At 63.4% G+C, this 14,014-nt stretch carries 14 protein-coding genes; 5 read left to right on the top strand and 9 right to left on the bottom strand.

Annotation, left to right across the window (positions count from 1 at the left end; genetic code table 11):
• Positions 1-28 precede the first annotated feature (28 nt).
• Together DY201_RS11000 and DY201_RS10995 are read right to left on the bottom strand one after the other, a co-directional pair.
• Positions 29-475: a hypothetical protein gene (locus tag DY201_RS11000; RefSeq protein ID WP_115731230.1), complete on the bottom strand. Its 447-nt coding sequence runs from the start codon at positions 473-475 to the stop codon at positions 29-31.
• Between the two features lie 267 nt (positions 476-742).
• Complete coding sequence (locus DY201_RS10995) at positions 743-2,290, bottom strand: MFS transporter (protein ID WP_245431963.1); 1,548 nt, start codon at positions 2,288-2,290, stop codon at positions 743-745.
• 42 nt (positions 2,291-2,332) lie between these two features.
• Between DY201_RS10995 and DY201_RS10990 the strand changes: the two genes are divergently transcribed.
• Together DY201_RS10990 and DY201_RS10985 are read left to right on the top strand one after the other, a co-directional pair.
• Positions 2,333-3,010, top strand: a complete 678-nt coding sequence (locus DY201_RS10990) for a winged helix-turn-helix transcriptional regulator (RefSeq protein WP_115731229.1) — start codon at positions 2,333-2,335, stop codon at positions 3,008-3,010.
• Positions 3,011-3,110: 100 nt separating this feature from the next.
• Positions 3,111-4,025, top strand: coding sequence for a pyridoxal-phosphate dependent enzyme (locus DY201_RS10985; RefSeq protein ID WP_115731228.1), 915 nt, complete (start codon positions 3,111-3,113; stop codon positions 4,023-4,025).
• Between the two features lie 35 nt (positions 4,026-4,060).
• Here the strand turns inward: DY201_RS10985 and DY201_RS10980 are convergent, their stop codons facing one another.
• Entirely contained in the window at positions 4,061-4,489 is a 429-nt protein-coding gene (locus DY201_RS10980; protein ID WP_174969003.1) for an MFS transporter, read from the bottom strand.
• A 133-nt stretch (positions 4,490-4,622) separates the two neighbouring features.
• The gene (locus DY201_RS10975) at positions 4,623-6,212 is read right to left on the bottom strand and encodes an ABC transporter substrate-binding protein (RefSeq protein WP_165915838.1); all 1,590 of its coding nucleotides are present in this window, start codon (positions 6,210-6,212) and stop codon (positions 4,623-4,625) included.
• Between the two features lie 298 nt (positions 6,213-6,510).
• Between DY201_RS10975 and DY201_RS10970 the strand changes: the two genes are divergently transcribed.
• Complete coding sequence (locus DY201_RS10970; protein WP_115731227.1) at positions 6,511-8,562, top strand: elongation factor G; 2,052 nt, start codon at positions 6,511-6,513, stop codon at positions 8,560-8,562.
• Between the two features lie 175 nt (positions 8,563-8,737).
• Complete coding sequence (gene msrP / locus DY201_RS10965) at positions 8,738-9,697, top strand: protein-methionine-sulfoxide reductase catalytic subunit MsrP (protein WP_115731226.1); 960 nt, start codon at positions 8,738-8,740, stop codon at positions 9,695-9,697.
• 96 nt (positions 9,698-9,793) lie between these two features.
• Here msrP and DY201_RS10960 read toward each other — a convergent pair whose 3' ends face one another.
• On the bottom strand, positions 9,794-10,231 hold the full coding sequence (locus tag DY201_RS10960; protein ID WP_115731225.1) for a GFA family protein: 438 nt from the start codon (positions 10,229-10,231) through the stop codon (positions 9,794-9,796).
• Between the two features lie 791 nt (positions 10,232-11,022).
• On the opposite strand from DY201_RS10960, the gene DY201_RS10955 reads away from it, so the two are divergent.
• Positions 11,023-11,520, top strand: coding sequence for a methyltransferase family protein (locus DY201_RS10955; RefSeq protein ID WP_115731224.1), 498 nt, complete (start codon positions 11,023-11,025; stop codon positions 11,518-11,520).
• Positions 11,521-11,572: 52 nt separating this feature from the next.
• On the opposite strand, the gene DY201_RS10950 is transcribed toward DY201_RS10955, so the two are convergent.
• From DY201_RS10950 to DY201_RS10935, 4 genes are all read right to left on the bottom strand, one after another.
• Entirely contained in the window at positions 11,573-11,992 is a 420-nt protein-coding gene (locus tag DY201_RS10950) for a GFA family protein (RefSeq protein WP_115731223.1), read from the bottom strand.
• Between the two features lie 28 nt (positions 11,993-12,020).
• Positions 12,021-12,488, bottom strand: coding sequence for an SRPBCC family protein (locus DY201_RS10945; protein ID WP_115731222.1), 468 nt, complete (start codon positions 12,486-12,488; stop codon positions 12,021-12,023).
• 2 nt (positions 12,489-12,490) lie between these two features.
• A complete protein-coding gene (locus tag DY201_RS10940; protein WP_115731221.1) occupies positions 12,491-12,805 on the bottom strand; it encodes an ArsR/SmtB family transcription factor in 315 nt (104 codons plus the stop codon).
• Between the two features lie 296 nt (positions 12,806-13,101).
• Positions 13,102-13,998, bottom strand: a complete 897-nt coding sequence (locus tag DY201_RS10935; protein ID WP_115731220.1) for a LysR family transcriptional regulator — start codon at positions 13,996-13,998, stop codon at positions 13,102-13,104.
• Between the last annotated feature and the right edge of the window lie 16 nt (positions 13,999-14,014).

The following is a 14,014-nucleotide window of genomic DNA, read 5'->3' as shown; positions in this document are numbered from 1 at the left end:
CATTGGCAAGGCCGCACTCACAGCAGGTCTATTTGCCGGGGCCTTCCTGGATCGTGATGATCTTTGCGTCGAATTCCTTGCAGGCATTGTCGCGGCAGATACCGTTGATCCAGACCTGCCCGTCGCCGAACATGATGCCTTTGTAGTTGACGAACAGGTCGTCGTACTTCTGGTCGGTGACCGCCTTGGCGATTGTCGGCGTGAAGATCGCGTCATAGTTTTCGGCAAACGCCTTGGCCGACTTGATATGGGTTTCTTTGCCGTTGACGCGCACGCCGATCGGGTAGCTCACAAGTTCGGCCACGCCCGCCGCGTCATGTGCCGCAACCGCCGTCTGCAGCGCCTTGATCACCGCCTCGTATTTGGTGTGATCGCCTAGTTGTTGGTCAATGGTCTGGTTGGTCGTTTCACTCTGCGCGCCAGCGGGGGCGACCAAGACCAGGGCGAAGGTGGTAGCAAGAAGTACGTGCCGCATCCAATCTCGCATGTCCGCAGTCCTTTCAGGTGCCATTGCAGTTTCAATCTGTTGGATCGCAGTTCTAAGGCTGGCCTCTACAGGGGGCGTCCATACGATTTCACAGTCGACACATCAGGGCAACGCAGGAACACTTGAACCAACTGCCGCCATTGCCGGCAATTTCATTTATGGTGAATGAGGCACCGCCGACATACGGAGCAAAAGCCGGCAGGCGCGAGCCTGCCGGCTTCTCATGTGCTGCGTACGATACCCCGCACCCACGTCTCAGGTGCCTTGCATTTCGGTCTGCAGGCCGTCGCGGTTGCGGATGATCAAGGTCAGCGCAGCGCCGCAGATGGCGATGGCGCTGCACAGATAGGCCGCCATCTCGATCGCTTGGCCCAAAGCATGGCGCGCCGCCTCCAATTGCGCGCCCGAACTGTCCGGCCCCAGCGCCGCGCTCATTGGCATATCAGCGAGCAGTGGGTAGTCGACGAGCGCCAGCCGATAGACGAGCGTCAGCAGGCTGCCGAGCACGGCAATGCCAAAGGCGCCGCCGAGCTCCGTGCTCGCCTCGGACAAGCCGGCGGCAGCACCGGCATGCGACGACGGCACGGAGCCCACGATGACATCGGTCGTCATGGTGAAAACAGGGGCGAGCCCGAGTGAGAACATGCAGTAGGCGCCGATCATCAGCGCGAGGTCGCCGCTTGAGGCGGCGGCACCAGCCAGCGCGAAGCCGCCGGCGGCAACGAGGAAGCCCACGGCCATGAGTCCGGCCGTGCCGAGGCGCGGCGCAATCGCCGGCGCGGCAAGCGCGCCGACAATGAAGGCAATGCCCGACGGCGCCGCAGCAAGGCCTGCCTGCAACTGTGTCAGGCCGATCCCGAACTGCAAGTACAGCGCCACCAGAAGAAACATGCCGAAGGCGACGAAGAAGCCCAAAATGTTGATCGTCAGCGCTGCCGAGAAGCGCGGCGAGGCAAACATCTTGAGATCGAGGAACGGAACTGCCAGCCGCTGCTGCCGACGGCAAAACAGTACAGCGGCAACGATGCTCAGCGTCAGCGCAATGCCGGCCTCGCCGCTCCAGCCGTCCGTCGCCACCTTCTTGATCGCATAGACGAGGCCAAGCACCGCCACGAGCAGGCCGAATGCGCTCGCCATATCGGGGCGAGGCGCGGAGATGTCGCGCGCTTCCGGCAGCAACCTCGGACCGCAGACCAGCAAGAGCGCCATGACAGGCAGGTTGATCAGAAACACCGAACCCCACCAGAAATATTCGAGCAACAGGCCGCCGATCAACGGGCCGATGGCGCCGCCGGCGGAGAAGCTGGCGATCCAGACACCGATCGCCTTGCTACGGTCTTCGGGATGCGGAAACAGGTTGCTGACCATCGACAGCGTCGAAGGCGCAAGCGCCGCCGCCGCAAGCCCCATCAGCGCCCGCGCTGCGATCATCATCGGCGCGGAACTGGAAAAAGCAGCGATCAGCGACGCGGCGCCGAACGCGAAGGCGCCCCACAGGAGCAGCCGCCGGCGGCCGATGCGGTCGCCGAAGACACCCATGGGGATCAGCGCCGCTGCCAGGATGAAGCCGTAAATGTCCACCATCCACAACAGCTGGGCCGGGCTTGGATCGAGGTCGGCGGCGAGTTCGGGCACGGCGAGGTTCAACACCGTCAGGTCCATCGAATACAGCAGGCAAGGCAGGGCGAGGATCGCCATCGCAAGCCATTCGCGCCGCCCTGCCCGCGGCAAATCACCCAGCTTGTCCATCATCGCCTCCCTGGCGCGCTTGATCGTCACTTGTCGGCGTGACAATGTGAACATAAGTGAACTTCTTAGTCCTAAAAAGCAACCATAGAGTTTTTAATGAGAACCATCAAGAGCCGCAGCTACGACGACGGCTGCGCGACAGCCCATGCCCTGGACCTGATCGGCGAGCGCTGGGCGCTGCTTGTCGTGCGCGAGCTGCTCTTCGGACCGAAACGCTTCACCGACCTGCGCACCGACTTGCGCACCATCAGCCCCAACGTGCTGACGCAGCGCCTGGAAACGCTGGAGGAGACAGGCATCGTACGCCGGCGCAAGCTGCCGCCGCCGGCCGCCTCGTGGATCTATGAGCTGACCGAATGGGGCAGCGATCTTGAGGACACCATCGTGACGCTGGGCAAATGGGCGGCGCGCTCACCGTTTCTGGAACAAGGCCTGCCGATCAGTCGGGCCGGTCTGCTTCTGGCCATGCGGGCGATGTATGCGCCGAGCAAAGATGACGGATTCTGCGTGCGCCTCGACATGCCCGATGGCACCGCGACCGTCGTCGGCACGCCGGATGGCTTCGAAATCCATACCGGAGACAACGCCTCAAAGACCGCGCAGGCCATATTCTCCGGCACGTCGGCCGTGCTCGATAGTATCCTGTTCGGCAATATGACCATCGAGGCGGCAGTGACGGCTGGAGACGCGAAGATCGCCGGCGACAGGATCGCCATCGACAGGTTTCTGCGCGCTTTCCCCATGCCGGCCGCCATGCCCGGCATCGCCTCATGAGCGGTGCGCTACGCGGTGCGGTACACCCTCCTGCCCTGCTGGCGCCGGCTTTGGAATTGTCGCATAAGCACCTGACATCTCTTCCACAGGTCGGATCCACATGGCCCTGCACATCAACACGCCGCTGCTCGAATCCCGCCCACTGAGCATGGCAGCCGGGCGCTCGATCTGGCTGAAGATGGATGCGCTGCAGCCACCGGGCTCGTTCAAGATACGCGGCATCGGTGCTGCCTGCGAGCATCATGCCAAGGCTGGCAAGCGCCGCTTTGTCTCGTCCTCCGGCGGCAACGCCGGCATTGCCGTTGCCTATGCCGGCCGCCGGCTGTCGATCCCGGTCTCGGTGTTCGTTCCCGAAACGGCCACCGACAAGGCCAAGGCGCTGATCCGCCAGGAAGGCGCCGAGGTCATCGTCCATGGCGCTTCGTGGCAGGAGGCGAATGAGCGCGCCATGTCGGCACTGGACGCCGATACTGCCTTGATCCACCCCTTCGACGACCCGCTGCTCTGGACCGGCCATGCGACGATGATCGACGAGGTCGTCGCGGAAGGGCAGTCCTTCGATGCGGTCGTCCTCTCGGTCGGCGGTGGCGGACTCATGTCGGGCGTCGTCGAGGGCCTTGTGCGCAACGGCCTCGCCCATATCCCCGTCATCGCCGTTGAAACAGAGGGGGCTGCCTCACTGGCTGCCTCGATGTCCGCAGGAGCGCGGGTGCAGTTACCGGCCATCACCAGCATCGCCACCTCGCTCGGCGCCCGCATGGTCAGCGAGCACGCCTTCGAAGTGACCCAGAACAGGCCCGTCGACAGCGTGGTGGTCAGCGACCAAAGCGCCGTCGAGGCCTGCCTGCGCTTCCTCGACGATCACCGCGTGCTGGTCGAGCCGGCCTGCGGTGCAACACTTGCCCTCGCCTACGCCCATTCCGCAGCGCTTGCCCGTTACGAGCGCGTGCTGATGATCGCCTGCGGCGGGGCGACCGCTTCGCTTGCCCAGTTGCAGGCCTGGCACGCCGCCTGAAATCTGCGGCGGATTTGCCGATGCCCGCGAGACCCCTACGAGGATGAGCGCGCGGCCAGCCGGCCAATGGCGGCAAAGATCGCCAGTGCCGTCACGCCAAGCAGTACCGTGAAGGATAGCGCCCAGGAAATGCAGATTGTGGCCATGGCAAATGCCAGCGCAAACGGCGCGACCGCCGGGACGATCAGCCGGGCCGACATGGCACGGCCCTCCAGCCGGCCGTAGCCGTCGCTGCCGAACAGTGCCAACGGCAGCGCACCGGTGACGATGCTGAACAGGCCGTCGCCCATGCCGAAGATGACGGCGAACGACATCGCACCCGCAATCGACGGGGCGGTGGCCAGCAACACGCCCACACCTGAAGTCATCAGTGCCGCCGATATGATTGCCAGCGTCAGCGGCGCGAGGCTGATGCCGGCCACCATGTTGATGAAGCGGCTGAGCACCTGGGCGGGTCCGAACAACGTGCCGACCACCGCAGCCGCGGCGCCGAGCAGAGACCGGCGAGCAGCGGCACCATGTGGACCAGAACAGCAGGCTGTCCGATCTCAACGACGCCTGCTCCGGCACCACCGGAGCAGGCAAAGAGCGGCTTGCCTATGCGTTGACCCAGCACTTGGTCAGCGCATGGCCGCCCATCAGTTCGCCATTGGGATCGTCGACCCAGCCACCGACCTTGGTGCCGGTCGCGTCGATATAGTTGTTGAACATCGGCACGATCACGCCGCCTTCGTCGCGCAGGATCACCGCCGCCTGGCGGTAGAGCTCCTTGCGTTTGCCCTGGTCGAGCTCGCCGCGCGCCGACAGGATCAGCTTGTCGAAATCGTCGCGGAAGAAGCGGGTGTCGTTCCATTCGGCCTTGGACAGATAGGCGATGGAATAAACCTGGTCCTGCGTCGGCCGCCCGGTCCAGTAGGACATCGAGAACGGCTGCTTGTTCCACACCTCAGACCAGTAGCCGTCGCCCGGCTCGCGTTTGACCTCGAGCGTAATGCCCGCCTTGGCAGCGCTCTGCTGGTAGAGTTGGGCGGCATCGACCGCGCCCGGGAACGCGACGTCGGAGGTGCGCAGCAGCACCGGTCCGCTGTGGCCAGATTTCTTGTAGTGGAAAGCCGCCTTGTCGGGGTCATACGCGCGCTGCTCGATGTCGTCTGAAAACATCGCATAGGCCTTGGTCACCGGCATGTCGTTGCCGATCGAGCCGTAGCCGCTCAGCACCTTCTTGACCATCTCCTCGCGGTCAACGGCATATTTTAAAGCCAGCCTGAGATCGTTGTTGTCGAAGGGTGCTGTGTTGCAATGGGCGATGAAGACATAATGGCCCTTGCCCGGCACGTTGCGGATTTCGACGCCCGGCACGCGCTTGATCAGGTCGACGATCTTCGGTTCGACGCGATTGATCAGGTCGACCTGACCGCCCTGCAGCGCCGAGGTGCGGGCGGTGGCATCGTTGATCACCACGATCTCGATCTGGTCGGCGTGACCGCGCTTGTCGGTGCCCCAGTAGTTCTTGCTCAACTCGCCGACATGGCGCACGCCCGGTTCGTTGACCACCACCTTGTACGGGCCCGTGCCGATGCCTTCGGTCGGATTGTCCTTGCCGCCGTTCGGCTGGATCATCAGGTGGTAGTCGCTGACGACGTATGGCAGGTCGGCATTGGCCTCCTTGAGCTGGATGACGACATAGTCGCCATCGACCTTCATGCTTTCGAGCTGGCTGACGAAGGCCAGTGCTGCCGATTTCGAATTGGCGTCGGCATGGCGTTCGAGCGTCGCCATCACGTCGGCCGGCGTCAGGTCCTTGCCATTGTGGAAGGTCACACCCTTGCGGATCTTGAAGTGCCAGGTCTTGGCGTCGTCCGAGGCTTCGTAGGACTCTGCCAGACGCGGTTCGATCTCGCCCGCAGGTGACACTTCCAGCATCTGTTCACCCCAGCTGCGCCCCAGCGTATAGGGCACCTGGCTTGCCCAGGTCGCAGGATCAAGGCTGTCGGTGGCGGCACCGCCGACCATGCCGGCCTTCAACACGCCGCCCTTGGCCGGCGCTTGCGCGCGTGCGGCAACGGCGAGCAGCGTGTTGGCCGAAAGTGCCGTCACGCCAAGGGCTGCGGCGCGGCCGAGAAAGTCGCGGCGCGATATCAGGCCACCGACAACGAGACGGCTGAGATTGTCGAGTTCACGGGACATTGGACTGCGTTCCTCCAGATGGGCGCGACTTGATGTCGTCATGGTTCCCCGGCGTAATATTGAGTGGCGGCACGTCCTGCCCATCCGGCAGGACGCGACATCTGATGCCGCTTATGGAACACTCGACATTTCGCCTGCCGCCGCGTCAGCCCTTGCCTTGCGAGGCTCTTGCCCTCCTTTCAAAGCCGTGTGACGATGTCGCCAACGGGGAGGAAGTTCTTAGACGGATTTGCCCGCGACGGCCGAACAGGCCGGCCGCCGCATTCAGGGAAAAATGCCTGAGTGGAGGTCAGCTCTCATGGGTAGTCGCGCCGGAGGAAGACGCACGGGACCGAAGTGCATCGCCATCGTCGGTCCCTTCGCAAGCGGTAAAACCACACTTCTCGAAGCCCTTCTCGCCCGCACGGGCGCCATTTCCAAGCAGCATACTGTCGCCTCCGGCAACACGGTCTCCGACCACTCCGCCGAGGCCAAGGCGCATGCTATGAGTGTCGAGGCGGTCTTCGCCACCACCCAGTTCATGGGCGAGAGCATCACCTTCGTCGACTGTCCCGGCTCGGTCGAGTTCGCCTTCGAGGCCGACCCAATCCTTGCCGCTTGCGACCTCGCAGTGGTCGTCGCCGAGCCCGACGAGAAGAAGATTCCCGCTCTGCAGCTGATCATCCGCAAGCTCGACGATCTCGGCGTGCCGCGCATCCTCTTCCTCAACAAGATCGACAAGGCTGCTGCTGGCGTGCGCGACACGCTGAAGCTGTTGCAGCCGGTCAGCCGTACGCCCCTGCTCTTGCGCCAGATCCCGCTGCGCAAGGACGGCGTCGTCGTCGGCTCGATCGACCTCGCGCTGGAGCGCGCCTACATCTACCGCGAACATGCAGAGAGCGAGATTGCCGAGATCCCCGGCGACGACAAGGCGCGCGAACTCGAGGCCCGCTTCGCCATGCTGGAAACCCTCGCCGACCACGACGACCAGTTGATGGAGCATCTGCTTGAGGAGATCGAACCGCCCAAGGACGAAATCTTCGATGACCTCGCCGCTGACCTGCGCGACGGCGCCGTTACCCCGGTGCTGATCGGCTCGGCTGAAAAGGGCAATGGCGCGCTGCGCCTGCTCAAGGCAATCCGCCACGACGCCCCCGACATCGAGGCGACCCGCAAACGGCTCGGTATCACCGATGGCAACGCAGCTGTCGTGCAGGTGATGAAGACAATCCACACCTCGCATGCCGGCAAGCTGTCGGTGTCGCGCATCCTGTCTGGCCAGGTCGCTGACGGCACCGAACTCTGGCTCAACGCCACCGACACGTCGAAGATCTCGGGCATCTACCGCATGCTCGGCAAGGACCAGTCAAAACTGGCGGCCGCCATGGCCGGCGACACTGTTGCGCTCGGCAAGCTCGAACATGCCGCGACCGGCCAGACGTTGACCACGGCCAAGGGCGGCATCAAGCCGCTGTTCAAGCTCGAGCCGCCCAAGCCGGTCTACGCCTTTGCGCTGCGTCCGAAGGAACGCAAGGACGAGGTCAAGATGTCGGCGGCGATCCAGCGGCTGGCCGAGGAAGATCCCTCGCTCACCTTGCACCACAATCAGGACTCTGCCGAAACCGTGCTGTCGGGCCATGGCGAGATGCATCTCAGGGTCGTGCGCGAGCGCCTCGAAGGTCGCAACCAGATCGCAGTTGAAGGCCACGCACCCGCGGTGCCCTATCGCGAGACGATCCGCAAATCGGTCCAGCAGCGCGGCCGCCACAAGAAGCAGTCTGGCGGCCACGGCCAGTTCGGCGATGTCGTCATCGAGATCAAGCCGCTGCCGCGCGGCGCCGGTTTCCAGTTCACCGACACCATCGCAGGCGGTGTCGTGCCCAAGCAGTACATTCAGTCGGTTGAAGCCGGCGCACGCGACTTCCTCAAGACAGGCCCGCTCGGCTTCCCCGTCGTCGACATCGCCATCAACCTGTCGGACGGTTCGTATCACTCGGTCGATTCTTCAGACATGGCGTTCCAGATGGCAGCCAAGATCGCGATGAAGGAAGGCATGCCGAATTGCTCGCCGGTGCTGCTGGAACCGGTCATGAAGGTCGAGATATTCACCCCGTCCGATGCCACCGCCCGCATCATCGCGCTGGTGCCTCAGCGGCGAGGCCAGATCCTCGGCTACGATGCCCGCGCCGACTGGCCCGGCTGGGACGTCGTCGAGGCGACGATGCCGCAATCGGAGATCGGTGACCTGATCATCGAGCTGCGCTCGGCAACCGCCGGTGCTGCCACCTACCGCGCCGAGTTCGACCACATGGCCGAACTCACCGGCCGCCTGGCCGACGAAGCTATGCAGTCGGGCGGCAAGGCTGCGTGAGACACGCTGCCGGGCGATCCACTCGGGTCGCCCGGCCCTTCTCCTCACGCTCTCTTGATCTCCAATTCTGGACGGCACTGTAACACGACGACGTTTCCACGCGTATGTGAACGTGACAGCGTTGATTTCACGGACGGCAAGGGCGACCTTGCGGCCGGCCTATTGGAGAGCAAGCATGGCATTCATTCACCGCCGCCCGTCCTGGGTGATCCCGGAAGCCCTGGCTACGCCCGAACACGTCTTCCTCAACCGCCGCAGCATTCTTGCCGGCATGGGGCTGGGCCTGGCAGCGGCGGCCCTGCCCCGTGGCGCGCGCGCCGAGGAGGCGGACCCGACCGCTGATCTCTATCCGGCCAAGCCGAATGCCGCCTACAAGCTCGATCGCGCGCTGACGCCGGAAGAGATCAACGCCAACTACAACAACTTCTACGAATACGGCACCTACAAGGAGATCGCGGCGAACGCCCAGCAGCTCAAGACGCGTCCGTGGGAAGTCCAGATCGGCGGTCTGGTCGACAAGCCGATGACGCTCGGCATCGACGACCTGATCCGGAAATTCCCGCTCGAGACTCGGCTCTACCGCCACCGCTGCGTCGAGGCCTGGTCGATGACCATCCCGTGGAGCGGCTTTCCGCTGAAGGCGCTTGTCGCCATGGCGAGCCCCAAGGCAGACGCCAACTTCATCCGCTTCGAAACCTTCCTCGACCCTGTCATGGCGCCGGGCCAGAACGACTTCGTCTACCCCTGGCCCTATGTCGAGGGCGTAACCATCGAGGAGGCGGCGCTCGACCTGCCCTTCCTGGTCACCGGCGCCTATGACAAGCCGCTGGCCAAGCAGTTCGGTGCGCCGCTGCGCCTCGCCTTGCCGTGGAAGTATGGTTTCAAGTCAATCAAGTCGATCCGCAAGATCGACTTCGTCGCCGAACAGCCGGTCGGCCTGTGGGAGGCGATTCAGCCGAGCGAATATGGCTTCTGGGCGAATGTGAACCCCGACGTGCCGCACCCGCGCTGGAGCCAGGCCAAGGAGCGAGTGCTGGGCACTGGCGAACAGGTGCCGACACAACTGTTCAACGGCTATGCCGCCGAAGTCGGCCAGCTCTATTCCGGCAAGGACCCCGCCAAGCTCTATATTTGATCGCTGGTGTGAGCCCCGAAAATTGGAACCGATTTTCGGGAAGGCAACGTGTAGGGCAACGTGTAGCGTGCGCGCGTCGGGTTGGGGGCGCAGCGACTACCCGGCCTTCGCTTCGACATGCCACCATTTCGGCCGACCGCTCTTGAACGAATGGCTCTTCGGCATGAGCTCTATCGCAGCGGGCTTGTCGAAGGCGCCGAGCAGCAGTGCCACCACAGGCGCGTCGTCGATCGCGCCGAAGGAGCTGCCGCAGGCCGGGCAGAAGGCGCGGCTGGAATAGTCCGACGAGCGATAGACCGACGGCGCGCCACCCGATCCGGTCCACGTCACCCCGTCGCGTGGAAACTCGACCCACGAAGCAGTCAGCGCGCCGGTGTGGCGCTGGCACATGCGGCAGGAGCACGTATGCGGCTTGCCGGCCGGGCCAACGGCCGCGAAGCGAACCGCGCCACACAGGCAGCCGCCGCTGTAGACCTTGGCCTTGGCAGCATTCGCCTTGTCTGCGCCTGCCTTGGCCACACCTGTCTTGCTCATGAATGTCCCCCAAGAGATCGTTGCGGCCGGTTTGACGAAACATGGATTCGCAGCAAAGTCGCTGACCTTGACCGGCCGTCGACAAAATAAAAGCGGCGTCCGAGGATATCCTCGGACACCGCTTTTTGCGGACCGTTCCGCGGGAGGCGGGACGGCAGGTCCGCCGCTACGTGGCCAACGTCTTGGGTCGTTGGCAATCTGCTGGACGCGGCGCGTTGCCTGAGCCCGGTACGTTCGGGTGATGCCCCCATCCCCCGACGCACCATCACCGCGTCCATGTAAAAACTAGGCGCGTCATGGGTCGTGGGGAATGTTACCGGGGGTTACATGTCACTGTTACGCGGGAGATTTGGCCTGTTTCAGGCAACAAAAAAGCCGGATCCAAGAAGATCCGGCTGAGTTTGTTTGGAAGTGCCGATTAAGGCTAACCTCCAGAGGGGAACACTCGAGGGCGCTAATGGGAGGAGGAACGCGCCCTGGAGATGATCAATATATGTGCTCTCCTTGCCCAACAAACAAGCATCTATTTTGCAATGCACGCATGCAAAAACATAGAGGCTGTGGTCCAACAATGTTAGAAGGCCGATAGGACCAGTTTTCGCCGCGAAAATCGCACCTTGCGCATGATGCAATGCACAATAGACGGCCATGCCGCCGCCAAAACAGGCCCGAAATGTCGGTCCCCGGGCAATGCTGGCAAATCGGGCACGACACGGTCATTGTTGCGGCGGAAGCCCAGCAGGTAGGCAACATGCCCGGATTTCGACCTGAGAGGTCAAGAGGAGTGCAGCTTGCGAAAACCATTCGCAATCCTCGGCAGCGTCGCCTTCTTCATCGCAGCACCGGGTGTCGTCGCCGGTCTCATGCCCTGGCTGCTGAGCGGACAATATGGCCTGCCGCCCGCCCCCTTGCCGCTCGTCATTGTCGGTGCAGCCTTGGCCGCAGTCGGCCTCGGTGTGCTGCTGCATGCCTTCGGCCGTTTCGCTGTGGAAGGCCTCGGCACCCCTGCCCCGATCGCGCCGACCGACAGGCTGGTGGTCGGCGGCGTCTACCGCCATGTCCGCAATCCGATGTATGTCGCCGTGCTGTCGATCATCCTCGGCCAGGCGCTGATCTTCGCGACTTGGCAGCTTGCCGCTTATGCCGCAACCATGGGCGCTGTGATGGCAACCTTCGTCCGGCTCTACGAGGAGCCGGTGCTCCTGCGGCAGCATGGCGCCGATTACGAAACCTACCGGCAAAACGTTCCCGGCTGGCTGCCCCGGCTCACGCCCTGGCGCCGAGCCTAGGTACGAGCAAGGTCAGCCAGCCGGAGACAATGGCAAGCAGACGGTTGAGCGTTCAGCGGTGCGGCATGCCTTCGAAGGACACAAGGTCCGGATCTATCCTGTCCCAGGCATGGCCGCGGGCACTGTAGGTCAGCACCTGCGGCTTGAACTGGCCCGGATCGTCCAGGCTGGCGGCGTGGACTGCGATCGCCTCTGGCGCGGCGGCGAATGTCACGAAGACAGGCGTGCCGCAATTGGGGCAGAAGGCATGAACCTTTTCCTTGCCGCTGTCGCTGGTAACCCGCCAGCTCCTGGTTTCGCCGGTGGTCGCCATCTCGGCGCGCCTGGGGAAGGTCAGGTACGAGCCATGCCCGGTACCGCTGCGTTTCTGGCAATCCAGGCACTGGCAGTGGTTTTGGAAGATCGGCTCGCAGGTCGTCTCATAGCGGATCGCGCCGCAGGCGCAGCCGCCGGCATAGACATTGGTCGTCATGGGGGTTCTCCGGGTGGCGGACAGCCGATCAGGCCGTTTTTGGCTTGGCGAAAACGTCGATCGGGCGGCCCGTTTCGAGGAAGGATTTCAGGCTGGACAGAACGATCGGCCAGCCCTTGCTGATGCCTTTCGCCATGCCGCTGCCGGCTTCGAGTTCGTCATGGGTAACTGTCAGCCGAACCATGTTGTCGTATTCATCGATGTCGAACGTCACCCGGCTGTAGCTTGCAGGATTTGCAGTCTCGGACGGGTCTGCCCAGGTGACCACGAGGCGGCTCGGCGGTACGGTCTCTACGACCTTGCCGACAACTTTGACGGCCCGCTCGCCATTGGCCTGGACATGTTCCCACTTCGAACCCGGAATCCAGTCGGAAACATTTTCGTGGCCCCAATAGCGCCTTGCGACATCAGGTTTGGTGATTGCCTCAAACACCTTATCCGGTGTCGAGACGATGTAGGTCACGTAGACGAAGGTCGTCTTTTCCTGGCTGGTCATTGTCATTCTCCTTCGAGTTCTTTCTTCAGGTCGTGCAGCAGGCTGAGCCGCTGGACCTCGAACTTGCGCACCCACCGCTCGTAGACCTCGTGGATCGGAACGGGGTTGATGAAATGCAGCTTCTCGCGGCCGCGCCGGACCGATGTGACCAGGTTGGCCGCCTCCAGTATCCCGAGATGCTGGGTGGCCGATTGCCGGGCCATATCGAGGTTTGCGCACAACTCACCAAGCGTCTGTCCATTCTTCTCGAAGAGAAGGTCGAGCAGCTTCCTGCGGGTCGGGTCGCCCAAGGCCTTGAATACGTCGTCGGCGTCCATCGTCCTCACTCACTTACCGCTGCAATTATGCAGGTAACTACCTGCATGTCAAGTCATGCAGGTACTTGCCTGCATAATTGCGTGAATACCTTCGACCGCTCGGGTTGTCGAGCGGTGCAGCCAGCCCGGTCCGCGCGCAGGTGTCAGGGATGTTGCCGGGAATGGGCCGATCGACGCAGCCGCATTCTCGCTTGGAACGGAAATCGATTGTCGGGGCGCGCCTGTGTCCCACGCATGGGAGGCCTGCCCTCGCCGAAGCGAGGGCATTTCGCTGCAGGCGTGATCGGAGTGCGAGCCTAGTAGGCCCAGCTCCTGGCCTTGGCGATGACGAAGTCGCGGAAGACGTGCAGCTTGGCCTGCTCGCGCATGGCATCGGGATAGGCGAAATATGTGTCGAAGGAGGGCACTTCGGTTTCGGGCAGCAGCTGAACCAGCCCGGCGTCCTTACCGATGACGTAGTCGGGCAGCATGGCGATGCCGGCGCCGGTCTGCACGGCCTTCTTGATCGACAGGATGTCGTTGATCTGCAGCGTCGGCACGCGCTGGCCGCCTTCGAAGTCGCCAACGGTTTCCAGCCAGTTGAGCTCGCTCAGATGCGTCGGCACCGGCACGCCGAAGGTGACGATACGGTGGTTCTTGAGGTCGGCGATCGAGGACGGCTTGCCGTATTTGTTGACATAGGCCGGTGAGGCATAGAGGTGGAAATGCACGGTGAACAGCCGGCGCTGGATAAGGTCGGGCTGCTGTGGCTGGCGCAGGCGGATCGCACAGTCGGCCTGGCGCATGGTCAGGTCCAGTTCCTCGTTGGCGAGGATCAGCTGGATCTGGATGTCGGGATAGAGCTCGAGGAACTCCTGGATGCGCTCGGTCAGCCAGCCGGCGCCGAGGCCGACCGTCGTCGTCACCTTGAGGACGCCAGACGGCCGGTCCTTGGTCTCGGTCAGGCGCGTCTTGATCGTCTCGAGCTTCATCAGCACGTCATGTGCCGTGCGGAACAGCATTTCGCCCTGCTCGGTCAGCACCAGGCCACGCGCATGCCGGTGAAACAGCGGCACGCCGATGTCGTGTTCGAGCGCGCTCACCTGGCGCGAGATCGCCGACTGCGACAGCCTCAGCGTCTCCGCCGCATGCGTAAAAGAGCCAGCCTCCGCCGCGGCGTGAAACACGCGCAACTTATCCCAATCCAACGCCATTGTTCCCCTCGTTTTA

This window comes from Aminobacter aminovorans, from assembly GCF_900445235.1.
GTDB lineage: Bacteria > Pseudomonadota > Alphaproteobacteria > Rhizobiales > Rhizobiaceae > Aminobacter > Aminobacter aminovorans.
Note: the sequence above shows the minus strand (reverse complement) of the source record. Positions and strands in the feature narration are given on the sequence as shown.